The 13,529-nt window shown below is 39.5% G+C and carries 8 protein-coding genes; 3 read left to right on the top strand and 5 right to left on the bottom strand.

Annotated features, from left to right (window positions below; genetic code table 11):
• Positions 1-25 precede the first annotated feature (25 nt).
• Positions 26-4,744 carry an RHS repeat-associated core domain-containing protein gene (locus FTU06_RS00260; protein ID WP_180144225.1) on the top strand — a complete coding sequence of 1,573 codons (4,719 nt, stop codon included), beginning with the start codon at positions 26-28 and terminating at the stop codon, positions 4,742-4,744.
• 19 nt (positions 4,745-4,763) lie between these two features.
• Positions 4,764-5,258, top strand: coding sequence for a tetratricopeptide repeat protein (locus FTU06_RS00255; protein ID WP_180004529.1), 495 nt, complete (start codon positions 4,764-4,766; stop codon positions 5,256-5,258).
• Between the two features lie 100 nt (positions 5,259-5,358).
• Here the strand turns inward: FTU06_RS00255 and FTU06_RS00250 are convergent.
• The 4 genes from FTU06_RS00250 to FTU06_RS00235 form a co-directional block, all read right to left on the bottom strand.
• A protein-coding gene (locus tag FTU06_RS00250) for an IS5 family transposase (protein WP_373683053.1) occupies positions 5,359-6,110 on the bottom strand; the annotation gives its coding sequence in 2 pieces (ribosomal slippage) (positions 5,359-5,876 and positions 5,876-6,110; 753 coding nt in all).
• 716 nt (positions 6,111-6,826) lie between these two features.
• Positions 6,827-8,230: an efflux transporter outer membrane subunit gene (locus FTU06_RS00245; RefSeq protein ID WP_180144224.1), complete on the bottom strand. Its 1,404-nt coding sequence runs from the start codon at positions 8,228-8,230 to the stop codon at positions 6,827-6,829.
• Positions 8,231-8,240: 10 nt separating this feature from the next.
• Complete coding sequence (locus FTU06_RS00240) at positions 8,241-10,220, bottom strand: MacB family efflux pump subunit (protein ID WP_180144221.1); 1,980 nt, start codon at positions 10,218-10,220, stop codon at positions 8,241-8,243.
• 2 nt (positions 10,221-10,222) lie between these two features.
• Positions 10,223-11,566, bottom strand: coding sequence for a MacA family efflux pump subunit (locus FTU06_RS00235; protein ID WP_180144219.1), 1,344 nt, complete (start codon positions 11,564-11,566; stop codon positions 10,223-10,225).
• Between the two features lie 514 nt (positions 11,567-12,080).
• Between FTU06_RS00235 and FTU06_RS00230 the strand changes: the two genes are divergently transcribed.
• Positions 12,081-12,530, top strand: coding sequence for a bacteriohemerythrin (locus tag FTU06_RS00230; protein ID WP_180007206.1), 450 nt, complete (start codon positions 12,081-12,083; stop codon positions 12,528-12,530).
• Here FTU06_RS00230 and holA read toward each other — a convergent pair.
• Positions 12,527-13,525, bottom strand: a complete 999-nt coding sequence (gene holA, locus FTU06_RS00225) for a DNA polymerase III subunit delta (protein WP_180144216.1) — start codon at positions 13,523-13,525, stop codon at positions 12,527-12,529. The two genes, FTU06_RS00230 and holA, sit on opposite strands and share 4 nt — an antisense overlap.
• Positions 13,526-13,529: the final 4 nt, after the last annotated feature.

Genomic DNA, 13,529 nt, shown 5'->3' with positions numbered 1-13,529 from the left:
TAGAATTTGAGTAATAGGTTTTTACATGACAATTGATCAAAATGTTCAAAAAGAACAACAGACAATAAATAAGCCAGCCGTAGAACTGGCAATTTTTAATTTAGAAAGTGTGACGCATACTGAAGATCATAAATTTATAGCACATCAAATTCAGGATTATTTAAAAGCGTGTGGAAATACCAGCCTTGAGCAGTTAAAAGCCAATGCAAATGTGCCTACGGTGGCCAATATTTTTGCACTTTCAGGTGCAGTGTTGGACTTACTATTATTTGCAACCGAGCAAGAACAAGGCGATGCCGCTTTGCAAAAATCTGCTTTGCTGAGCATGAACCTGATTGGCTTATATTTAGAGCCAAAAGCTGAAGCGCATGTGCGTATGGCATTGCGTCCATTATTGGGATTGATGGCTGAAAAGCTCTATCCAGAAAATGGCAAAATTCAAGAAGCTGATATTCGCCGTATGACCTTGCATTTAAATGCACAAATGGCAGGAGATTTAGAAAAGTTTCTGACTGAAACACAGGCCAAACTACCTAGCCTGCTTTCAGGTGCGACAAATTTAGGAACATCAATATTAAACACTTTTGCAGCACCTATTCAGTCGGGGCTGGTTTCACCGACTATTAGCTTTGGTGCAAGTGCTGAAAAACGAGATCCGGCAGAACAATTTAGCAATTGGGCAAAACCGCTGATTGATTTAAGTAAAACCAGCGCACTTGCCAATATGCTACCTAAAATTAGAAAAGCACAGACAGGTACATTATTGCAAACCGAAGCAACTCAGGCATTGAGCTTACTTCCTAATGAAATTCAAAAACAAAGCAATGCGGGGCAAAAATATACCTTGGCATGGCTTATTCAAGAAACTTTAAAAGCCATCAAAAAACAAGGCAATAAAGCCAGTGCGAGTGTGCCTTTAAACCAAACAGGTGAGCACGAACAGCATACGACAGGTGATACTTTAGAGTTTTTATATTTACAAGTTGATGCCTTAAATAATTCATCGTGTATGGGAGCAGACTCTCAATCTGGAAACAGCATTAGTTATTCGATTGGTGCGGAACGCGTGAATCATACCGATTTTTATTTATCTAAAGTGGGTTTTTCTTTTAGTCGTCAATACAATTCACAAATGGATGAGTTTGATGACAGTATGATTGGCGCTCGCTGGATGATGCCATTTTCTAATGTCATTCTCCAAAATTTAAACGGTTATCTCTTTATTGATAGCAATGGACGGAAGCATCAGCTCCCAGAGTCAATTTTGTATGAGGCATATACGGTACCCTATGAAGGCTTCACGGTAGAACCTCTAGAAAATGAAGACTTGTTGTTGAATTTTGGTTCAGATTGGAACTTTCATTTTCATAGTTTTAATGGTGGTCGGCATTACCATCTTGTACAGCAGTTTAATGAAAAAACAGAAGAAAAAGTTGTACTTGAATATCTTTTGTTGGAACAAGTTGCTTATTTACAAGCAATCGATTTCCAATTGAAAAGTGGAAAGCATAAAGTTAAATTTGCATTTAATGATCAAGTTAAAATTATCGCAGCTTTTGTTGATGAGCAGCCTGAGCCTTTGTCGCGTTATGAATATGATCAACAAGGGAATTTGATCAAGGTGATTGATCAAAATGGTCATACCCGTAGTTATGAGTATAACGAGGCACACCAATTAATGCGTTATACTGACCGTACAGGGCGTGGACAAAATATTCGTTATGAGTCGACTGACTCCAAAGCTAAGGCGATCGCAGAATGGGCTGATGACGGTAGTTTCAAAACACGTTTAGAGTGGCACCCGCGTTTACGTCAGGTGGCGGTGTATGATGCCTATGATGTGCCAACTTATTATTATTTTGACTTAGATGGCTTTACCTATCGTACACGTTTAGCCGATGGACGAGAAAAGTGGCTTTCGCGTGACAGTCAAAAACGCATCACCCGCCAAATTGACTTTGCAGGGCTGGAAACTGAACAGGTTTATAATGATCAAGGCCAGCTAATTAAAATTGTTCAACCCAATGGTGGTATCATCCATTTTGCCTATGATGAAGCAGGGAATTTATCTGAAACCAAAGACCCCGAAGGCAATATCTGGGAAAAAGAGTATGATGCTGATGGTAATGTCACCAAGGAAATTAATCCTTTAGGTCATGCAACACAGTATAAATATAATAATGATAATCAAATTGTTGAAATTATTGATGCCAAAGGCGGTTCTAAAAAAATCCAATATAACGACCTTGGACAAATGGTGTCTTATAGCGATTGCTCAGGCAAAGAAAGCGCATGGGAGTACGATGAGGAAGGAACACTTACCGCACAACAATCTGCTGATGCGCAGCAAGTCAAATATATCTACAGCTCAGCAGGAAAAGATAAAGGACAGCTCAAAACTATTGTTTATCCTGATGGACTCAAAGAACAATTTGAACATGATCAAGAAGGAAGATTACTTAAACATACCGATACCAAAGGCTTAGTCACACAATATCGCTACAATACTGTTGGCTTACTTGAACAAAGAATTGATGCCAATAGACACCAAATTGGCTATCAGTGGGACAAACAAGGTCGGATTCAGAAACTCATCAACCAAAACCATGCCGAATATTTATTTGGTTATAATCGTTTTGGGCAGTTGGTGCATGAACAAGCCTTTGATGGCGAAGAAAAGTATTACAGCTACAATGAAAATGGACAACTACTCCAAATCCGTCAACTGAATATCCTGACCCAATTTGGCTACCACCCAGATGGCTCAATCGCTTCAAAAACCTATATGCATGTGCAAACAAGTCATAGTCAAACCGAAGAATTCGAATACAACCTGAATAATCAACTCAGCCAGGTGACAAATAAAGAAAGCCAAATTAACTTTTATCGAAATCCGCTCGGGCAGTTGGTACGCGAACATCAGCACTATAACGTGCCAAATTTAAAGCCGCTGACTGCAGTGTTGCGTTACGAATACGATGAGTTGGGCAACTTAAGCAAGACTATCCGCCCAGATGGACAAGTCCAAACCAATCTGACATATGGTTCAGGGCATATCTATGGCATCGCCTTTAACCAACAAGATATGGTGGCATTCCAACGTGATGATTTGCATCGTGAAACAGTACGCATGTTGGCCAATGGCTTAATTCAAAGCAAAAATTATAATGATGTCGGTCTGCTGAGTTCACAAATTATTCGACCAGAACAAGAAACTACAGGTCGTGTACAGCATCAAGCAGAACGTCATTATCAATACGATAAAAACTACTTACTGACCCAAGTTGAGGACAGTCGCTTAGGTCAACTCAACTATCAATACGATGTAATTGGACGATTGATCAAAAGCCAAGGTCCGCAACTTACAGAAAGCTTTGCCTTTGACCCAGCGGGTAACTTGATTGACCCGATTGCGACACAATCATCACAAGTGAAAAATAACCTGATTACGCAATATCAAGGCAAACACTATAAATACGATGCACTGGGCAATGTGGTTGAAACCACCCAAGCTGGTAAAACGCTTAAATTGACTTGGGATAACCTGAATCGTTTAGAGCGAAGTGACAATAATGGTCAAGTCACGACTTATGGCTATGATGTCTTTGGGCGACGCTTATATAAACATAGCCCGATAGAAAACAGCTTAACGTTATTTGGTTGGGATGGTGACTTAATGATTTGGGAGTCACAACAATCCAGTAATGAACAAACACAATATACCAAACATTATGTTTATGAGCCGAATAGCCTTGTACCATTATTACAAACAGGCTATGCAGGATTTATTAAATTAATCGAAACGCCAGATTACTTAAAGTTCCAAACAGAACCTTACTCAGTTTATAAAGACCCTGTATGGAAAACTGAAACACGGAAGAATAAGGCTGAGTTAGAACGGGTTACGTTTTATCATTGTGATCAAGTGGGTACACCACAAACACTAAGTAATGAGTTAGGTGAATGCGTTTGGGAAATCAAACAGGATACATGGGGCACTTCTTTAGGGATCAAGGCGAGTGAAAACTCACTTGAACAAACCAATATCCGATTTCAGGGACAATACTTTGATCGTGAAACAGGTTTACATTATAACCGTTACAGATATTATGAGCCACATAGTGCAAGGTATTTGAGTAAGGATCCAATTGGCTTATTTGGGGGGGTAAATAATAGTAGTTATGTAAGTGATCCGAATCTGTGGGTGGATCCATTAGGGTTGATACAGTGGACGGGCAGTGCATACCAAGTAAGTTTAGCATTTGCTAATGGGGGGGATTTTACCCTAACGAGTGAGTGCAAGAATGGGCGAAGAGCAAAAGTACAAATTTATGCTGGGGGAGTAGGTTATTCCAAAGGGCTTTCTGTTGGCGCTTTTGGCATGAATTCTGTAACGTTTGAAGATGGGCTTAGTAGAATTGAACCTGATGTTTTTAACGGGGATTGGGTAGATAAAGGAGTTGCGCTAAGCGTTGTAAAAGGTGTTTCAGTTGGTAATACACATATAGGAAAAGCTCGATCAGTAGGATGGTATACATGGATTACTAGAGGCTATGTGGCGTCAGTTGGTGCTACAGGGGGGGAAGCAAGAGTTACTAGCCAAAGGTTTGAGAGTTGTAGAAATTACACATGTGATGATACGTGTAGAGAGGAGATTAAAAGAAGAACTGAGGAAGCGAAAAAATATCCAAAGCCAGATCCAATTTATATTCCACCGTCTTCTCAGTGGTTTAGTGGATTTTAATATTTATTGAGGTTATCAAATGAAAAAAAGTGTTTTAGTTTTAATGGTGCTATTAATCTGTTCTTGTTCTAATACAAAGAATGTTATGAATGATATTAAAAATAATCAAGAGGATAAGCATAATGTTGAAATTAATGTTTTAAGTGATAATGAGAATTATGAAATAGCTATTAGCTATAAAGATTCAAATCCAAAATTATATATTCAGTATCTAACAGAAGCAGCTCAAGAAGGAGATCCAATAGCACAAGATGAATTGGCGGGCGAATATGCATTTGGAGAAAGACTAGAAAAAAATCCTAATTTATATTTATATTGGGAGGAAAAATCTGCTTTACAAAATTATAGTTTGGCTCAATTAAATTTAGGGTTGTCCTATTTGTTAGGTACGAATGGGTTAAAAAAAGATAATTTAAATGCAAAAAAATGGTTAAATAAGGCTGCTTTAAATGGTGAGGAGGTAGCGCAAGAGTATTTAAAAAGACTTGAAAATGGTGAATTTAACTCTAAATAACTTTACATTATTTGTGGGTGTCTTAAATTATTATAGGTATTATGTTGAGATATTTTGATCATAGTTTTTTTTGATGATATGTAATTACTAGGGTGTGTCCTCATTTGGCTTTGCACCAAATAAATATACAGGCTATACGAATCATAGATTTATAATTGCGTGCCAGTTTATCAAATCGAGTTGCAATAGCACGGAAATGTTTTAATCTCGCAAAAGCATTTTCAACTAAATGTCTTAATTTATATAGATATTTATCAAATTCCTTATTCGATCTCTTACTGTTTGATCTCAATGGAATAATGGGAATCATATTCTTGTTCTTGGCATATATTCTAATGTGCTCAGCATCATACCCCTTATCAGCAATGAGATAAGTTGCCTCGTCTACCGTATCAATCAGTTGTTTTGCAACTTGACTGTCGTGGACGTCACCCTCAGTGATTTTAAAATCAATCGGTAATCCATTCACGTCGGTTGCAAGATGTATTTTTGTTGTTCGTCCACCGCGTGATTGTCCAATTGCTCTTTCGAAACCATGCCGAGCTCCACTTGCATGTTGATGCACGCGTATGTAGCTTCCGTCAATGAATACCCATTCTTGATCCAAGATGCCTCGTAATCTAAAAAAAATTTATCCCACAATCCCTTGCTTGCCCAACGATTAAAGCGATTGTAAGCAGTTTGCCAAGGACAAAATTCTTGGGGAATATCACGCCATGTGGCGCCTGTACGCAGTTTCCATAAGATCGCTTCCATGATATTTCTACTATTCTTTGAACAGTAACAACCGTGTAATCGCATAGTATCTTGAATTTGCTGCCAGATATCATCGGTGAGAAGAGTACGTGCCATTGAAAAAATATAGAAATCAAAAGAGCTTAAAGGAGGATTTTAAGTATTTAAAACCAATTTTTCAAATGAGGACACGCCCTAAAATAATTCTTAAATGGATTTCTTAATGAGGCAAAGAAATCTATTCAAGAATTATCAATTTCGTATGATTGAATAATTGGTGAGTATACTAAGTTGGAAATTAGTATAGATAAAAGTGGAATTGATTTATCGGGATAGCTTTATTAAATTATCATTAAATACTTATTTGGTAATATAATATTGGTATGAATAAGTCTGCACCTAAAATTTATTATACAATCAATCATCATATAATTAAGTTTTTATTAATCACGATAATATTGGCTATTAGATTTAATTTTAAAACTCAATGATATACGTAAGAAAATAATAAACGAGCTAGAAATTAAACTTACTCTGATACAGCGCTTCAATGTTATTTAATGATCAAATATCTATTTTGACTTTTTTGTGAGTGGTCACAGGTTTTGTTCAGAGTGTTGTTAAACTCTATGGATAGACTTTCTCTGAATATCAAAAAAGTAGTGATGGACAGCATCTATTCATTGATTTCACTGGCATGGAATTTTCAGGTACAAAGTTAAAAACGTTATATCAGTATAAAGATATTATAGAAAATGGTAGTTAAGTGGTAACTCAAAGATTAAATAACAGACTTTTAATGAAAAGCCCCTCTAGGGCTTTTTATCTATAACTTAAGGCAACTGCTTTATCGGACTACCACCTAAAGCTTGCATCAAGATCACATAAGCATTGTATTGACTTTGCTTGGTTTGAACCAAAGACAGTCGAGCATTACGTGTGGTTTCTTGTGCATCGAGTAAGTTTTTCAACGCAATGGCACCATTTCGATAACGTACTTCTGTTAAATGTTCAGTCTTCTCTGCAAGCTGTAAATTACGTTCTTGTAATGCAACTTGTTGGCTTAACTCAGTACGATTGGATAGTGCATTTTCCACATCGGCAAAAGCCTGATACAAGGTCTGACGATATTGAATAATAGATTTTTCATAATCTAAATCACTAATCGCAAGGTCTTTCTTCATATCGTTATATTGCAAGAAAGGTAAACTTAAACTTGCACCCAAAGCCAAAGCTGGGTTTTGTAATAAATTACTCAAAGACGTACTGCTCGAACCTAAACTGCCAGTTAAACTGATTGAAGGATAGTAACTGGCTTTCGTTGCATCTTTATTTGCCAAAGCTTTACGTAATCTTAATTCGCTCGCTTGTAAATCTGGACGGCGAGACAACAACTCGGCAGGTAAACCTGCTGCAATCGTCGGTAATGCAATTCGAGGTAAACGCTGTGGCTCAGCAATATTCAGTTGCTGTACAGGCTGATGCAATAACACAGCCAATGCAGTACGTGTTTCCACTTTTTGTTGGGCAATTTGGCTTAAGGTCGCTTTTTGACTTTGTACAGATTGTTCCGCTTGCGTTAGATCTAAACCTGATACGGCGCCAGCTTTGTATTGCACCTTGACCAAGTCATAGGTTTTTTGCGTACTGGCTAAGTTTTGCTGTGCAATACTGTAGCGCTCATTTAAATAGCCGAGCTGCCAATATAGATTAGCTGTTGTTGCAATCAAGCTTTGAGCAGTGGCTTGCAGGTCTTGTTCAGTTGCTAAAGCTTCCCATTTTGCGGCCTCTGTCTGGCTAGCCAAACGACCAAATAAATCTACTTCATAACTAACACCACCGTTGAGTGACACACCTTTTGATGAATCATCACCTGAGTTAAGGTCAAAGTTATGTCCAGTTGAAACACTTGAGCTCACGCGTGGCCCTTGTTTATTTTCAGCCAAACCTGCTTGTAGTCGAGCTTGCTGTAAATTAATACCTGCAACAGCGAGGTCAGTATTGGCAGCTAAAACTTGATTCACCAACTGGTTTAATTGAGCATCATTAAACAATGTCCACCATTGGTCAGCATACGTATCGGCATGAACTTGCTGACTCATGGCTTTCGCATTTTGAAATTGCGTCGGGATTTGTGTTGCAGGAGCTTCATACGGCGTCTTAACCACAGCGGCACAGCCGACTAGGCTACTTCCGAGAATGAAGGCACTTGCAAGTTTAGTTAAGGTCATTTGCATCATTATTTCCTTATTCGCGAGAAAGCGCATCGACAGGGTTAAGCTGTGCGGCATTACGTGCAGGAATAAAGCCAAACACAATACCAATCATACTTGAGCAGACAAATGCAGCAACGATAGATGTCGTTGAATAGGCCATTTGGAATGTTCCACCGGCAAAATGACTAATCAATTGTCCAATACCCAAAGATAATAAAACTCCAAGTACACCGCCTAAAATACACACCAACACCGCCTCAATCAGGAACTGTTGCAGAATGTCACTTTGACGGGCGCCCACGGCCATACGCACACCAATTTCTTGAGTACGCTCAGTCACAGAAACCAACATAATGTTCATGACCCCGATACCACCGACGATCAATGAAATCACCGCAATCGCAGACACCAATAAGGTCATAGTTGCTGTGGTTTGTTGAATGGTTTCACGGATACTATCGGAGTTCTGTGTAAAGACATCTTGCGCGCCATGACGTTGCACCAATAAGTTTAATATGGCGTTCTCAGCAGCAGCACTTGGGTATTCATCTTTTACGCGGACAATGATGCTGCGTACATTCGACTGACCTAACATACGACTCATGACCGTGGAATACGGCAAATACACATTCAGGCTATCTGAGTTACCCATCATGCTTTTTTGTTCTTCGATCACACCAATGATACGGCTCGGCACACTGCCTAATAAAATCACTTGACCCACAGGGTTGGTGCCATCGGCAAAGAAGGTATTTTTAGTATTACTATCAATCACCACATCTTGCGCTTGCTCAGTCACGCTTTCTTTATCAAAAGGCTGACCCGAAGCGAAGTTCATTCCTTTGACATAGAAAAAATCTTCACTCACGCCATTCACTGTGGTCGACGCTTCTGTGTCTTTAAAACGTGCTGTAACAGATGAATTGACTGAAGGACTAACGCCATCGACATAAGGTTGTTCCGCAAGGGCCGTCGCATCGGCTGGAACCAATGTTTTTACTTGCGATGATCTTGAGTTATCACCAAATCCACGACCTTGATAAACCGTGATGGTATTGGTACCTAAACTGCTGATATTTTCTAAAATTTGCTTTTGTGAACCATTCCCAAGAGCCACAACAGAAACCACAGAAGCGATACCAATAATGATCCCGAGCATGGTTAAAAATGTACGCATCCGGTGTGCATTCATGGCAAGAATCGCCATACGGAATGCTTCACCAAGGCGGTCAACGGCTGAGCGCCAGCTCGAGGTTTTTTTCTGTGTGTTTGGAACGAGTTGTTGTTTTTCTAAAGGTTCATCACCTGTTTCAGGTACATTGGGCTGATCTGAGATGATATTACCGTCAGAAATTTCAATAATTCGAGTCGCATTTTTTGCAACATTATGGTCGTGCGTGACCAAAATAATGGTATGACCTTTGGCATTGAGTTCGCGCAAAATCCGCATCACTTCAATACCACTATTCTTATCCAATGCACCGGTGGGTTCATCGGCAAGAATAACGTCACCACCATTCATGAGGGCGCGGGCAATCGACACACGTTGTTGCTGACCACCCGAGAGTTGGCTCGGACGGTTTTGAGTTTTTTCACCCAATCCTAGGTCGGTCAGCAGTTGCTTGGCACGTGCATTACGTTCGGTTGCATCTGCACCGGCATAGATAGCGGGAACTTCGACGTTACCCGCAGCATTCAAATCACCGAGTAAGTGATAACGCTGGAAAATAAAGCCGAAATATTCACGGCGTAACTGTGCCAGTTCATCAGGTTCAAGTTCACGGGTTTCACGCCCCTTGACCTTGTAACTACCTTTGGTTGGCTTATCTAAACACCCCAAAATGTTCATGAGGGTAGATTTACCAGAACCGGACTGACCTACAATCGCCACCAGTTCACCTGGGTAAATCTCAAGATTAACCCCTTTTAGAATCTGGACTGTGCTTTCACCAGCAGGGAATTCACGAGTCAGATTCTTGACCTCGAGTAGAGGCGTCTGATTTTGACTCATCATTACATTCTCATTGGGCCGCCGCGATTACTGCGTTTTGCAGAATCATTACTAGTGTCTGAACCGTCGGCAATCACGACTTGATCACCTTGTTTTAAGCCACGAATCACTTGTGCGGTCACACGGTTATTTAAGCCAAGTAATACGGGTTGAGGTTGCGCAGCGCCATCCGCTTGTAATACACGCACCATGGCAACGCTCGCTTTACCTTGTTTGACCAGTGCCTTTTCAGCTTCAGTCAGTTCTAAACCTTTAGGACGATTTGGATGGTCTTTGTTCGATTTAGCTTCTGCGTTGGCATTTTTATCCGCAGATCGACCATCGGTAGACGTATTATTTCGGCTACGTTGTGGACGGTTTGAGGTTTGTACGGCAGCGGCAGGTACCGTTAAGACATTCTTGGCTTCATCTAAAATGATATACACCTGAGCGGTCATATCGATACGCAATTTGCCATCTTCATTTGGGACATCAAATAACGCATTGTAGTAAACCGCAGTACTTGAAGACGAAGAGGTATTGCTGTTGCTTTCGGTGTTAATTGAATTTGGTGCAGGTTCAACTTGGCGCAGGGTAGCATAGTGTTTTGTTTCACTGTCGCCCAAGGTTGTAAAATAAACGTTTTGACCTTCTTGGACTTTCATCACATCGGCTTCTGAAATTTCAGCTTTAATGGTCATGGTGTCGAGTTTTGCCAATTTCACAATGGTTGGCGCACTTTGGTTGGCATTTACGGTTTGACCTTCTTCAGTCACAATCGCCACGATGGTTCCATCCATAGGTGCAACAATTTGTGTATAGCCTAAGTCTTCTTTTGCAGTCGCTAAAGTTAAACGTGATTGTTCGATTTGTGCATTAATGGCTGCAATATCAGCTTGCGCAGTTTTATAACTTGCTAGCGCAGATTCAAGTTCTGCACGACTAGTCGCGTCTTGAGCGTACATTGCTTGTTGACGATTATATTCAGCTTGGACTTTTGCAAGATTTGCTTGTTTAACTGCCAATTGCGCTTGTTGGTTTTTGATGCTGGCTTCTGCAGTTTTTAAATCATTTTCCTGACGTACCGAGTCAATTCGGGCAATCAGCTGACCTTGTTTCACTTCATCACCGAGCTGCACATACATCTTTTTCACCTGACCAGAAACCTGTGCACCAACACTCACCATTTTGGTTGCTTCAAGTACACCTGTTGCAAGCACAGAGTTTTCAATGTCACCACGACTCACTTCAGCAGTAATATATTGCGGCTGAGTTTCTTTAGGTTTTAGGAAATGCCATGCAGTGACAGCGATTGCCAAAGCAACGATGATGGCTACGATCAATTTTGCTGGTTTTATTTTTGGCATGATTGGCAGTTAAAAGTTTAGAAAGATGATTGAATTATAAGATTTAAATACGGATAAATTGTGAATATTTTAGCAAAGAAGTAATGATTATTATTTCCTTTTAGGCTTTCCGATTGATATGAAGGGACTTAGCAGAATCTGTAAACAGACTCATTCTACTGCGTAAAATAATTTTTTAACTGTAACTAAATGCCAATTAAAGTACAAAAAGCATATTTCATGCCTATTTATTTGAATCTAATTTCAAATTAGAAAAAAGTTGAATGAAAATTAAAAAAAGTGGTGATATAAAGCTTTTTTGTAGCCTATGTTAATGATATTAAAATAAAAATATGCATTGTGTTTGTGCTTTAGTGTGCACAGTTTTTGTTGAGCGTGTGTGATTTTTTGCAATAGTCTTGTTCTAAAAATGCAGCTAAGATCAAAACCCATAAAAAAATTATGGGTTTAATGATAAGTGGTTTTTTTTCATTAAATATACAAAATAAAATAGGAATATAAGTCGGGGTTAGATATGGAATGGAATGAAAAATATAATATCGGCATTGATGTTATTGATAATCAACATCGCCAGATTTTAGATTATATCAATACGTTGGAAGCAATCCTCGTGAATGGCAGTCGAGAGAAAATCAAAGAGGTTTTGGATGATTTGATTGACTATACACAATCGCATTTCAGCTTTGAAGAAAATTTATTGGAACAGGTACATTATCAGTATTTGCCGTCTCATCGTGGGATTCATGAGCATTTTGTGAGGCGACTGAATGAGTATCGAACCAAATTTGAAAATGGTGTTTCGGTTGAACAAGATTTATATCGTTTATTGTCTAAATGGCTGATTAATCACATTCAGCATGATGATCAAGATTATGTAGATTCAGTGCGAGACAATATGCTGCACTATCTGCGCTCGCAGGAACAGAAAAAAGGCAAAAGTTGGTTTGCTCGCTTTTTTAGTTAAGTCAACAGGGACGGAAATAACCTTTTACCGCACATCTGAGCAATGGCTTGCATAATCAGATGTTCGGCATTTTCATGTCCCAAACCTTTAATCGAGGCATCTAAACGTAACAGTAGGGCAGGCCAAGTCAAAAACTCATTGGCATTTAAACGGCGTAAAGCTTGTTGATACAGCCCGACTTTGGTTTTCCAGATACCAATTTGTAAGGCATTTTGTGGTTGCTCAAACAGTTGCATAAGCAAGCGCATTTCCTTACTGATACTCCATAAAATGAGTGACATTGGCTCACCAGAGGCAATCAAATATTGAAAAATTTTAATTGATTGCGCCAAATTGCCTTGCAGCATTGCATCATTTAAATCATAGGTGGTGTAGCGTGACTGATCTTGTAAGCAAGAGTACAGATGATCTATCTGGATCATCTCTGCCTCAGGAAAAGTATCTGCGACACGCATTAAACTATTTTTTGCAGCCAGTAAGTTGTGCTCATGATGCTGTTCTAGCCATTGCCAAGCATCATTGGCGAGTTTAATGCCGAGCTTTTGTGCTTCAACGGCCAAAATTTGCTGACGATCTTTAGGGTAGTTTGCAGTCAGTGCAACATTGACTCCATTGGCATCAATGGTTTGGAAAAAACTGGTCTTTAAACTCGCACTGTCTTGCTTCGGCATGACCACGAGCAGCAAGTTACTTTCATTTTGCTGCAAATAGCTTTTTAACAATTTTAGTCCATTGGCATCGGGTTTAATGCTGCCATGTGCCTCAATTGCCAGTTGACTGGAAAATAATGACAAGCTATTTAAAGCATTAAAGACATTTTTCCAATCGGACGCAGAGCTAATGTCATACCGTTGACGCTCGATTTCTCTAGCGTTCCAACTCTTACGAAATGCATCGAGGAGATTTTGTTCAAGTAATGGCTCTTGACCATGTAGCACCCAGGCACCTTGCGCTTCATCTACACGTTTTAATGCCTGAAGATAGTCAAGTTTCATAAAT

The sequence above is a fragment of the Acinetobacter sp. YH12052 genome, assembly GCF_013419835.1.
Taxonomy (GTDB): Bacteria; Pseudomonadota; Gammaproteobacteria; order Pseudomonadales; family Moraxellaceae; genus Acinetobacter; species Acinetobacter amyesii.
This window is presented reverse-complemented; position numbering and strand designations above follow the sequence as displayed.

What these genes read in the sequence shown, in the direction of transcription:
- FTU06_RS00260 (WP_180144225.1), top strand. Translation starts at nt 26, where the DNA reads ATGACAATTGATCAAAATGTTCAAAAAGAACAACAGACAATAAATAAG.
- FTU06_RS00255 (WP_180004529.1), top strand. Translation starts at nt 4,764, where the DNA reads ATGAAAAAAAGTGTTTTAGTTTTAATGGTGCTATTAATCTGTTCTTGT.
- FTU06_RS00245 (WP_180144224.1), bottom strand. Translation starts at nt 8,230, where the DNA reads ATGCAAATGACCTTAACTAAACTTGCAAGTGCCTTCATTCTCGGAAGT.
- FTU06_RS00240 (WP_180144221.1), bottom strand. Translation starts at nt 10,220, where the DNA reads ATGAGTCAAAATCAGACGCCTCTACTCGAGGTCAAGAATCTGACTCGT.
- FTU06_RS00235 (WP_180144219.1), bottom strand. Translation starts at nt 11,566, where the DNA reads ATGCCAAAAATAAAACCAGCAAAATTGATCGTAGCCATCATCGTTGCT.
- FTU06_RS00230 (WP_180007206.1), top strand. Translation starts at nt 12,081, where the DNA reads ATGGAATGGAATGAAAAATATAATATCGGCATTGATGTTATTGATAAT.
- holA (WP_180144216.1), bottom strand. Translation starts at nt 13,525, where the DNA reads ATGAAACTTGACTATCTTCAGGCATTAAAACGTGTAGATGAAGCGCAA.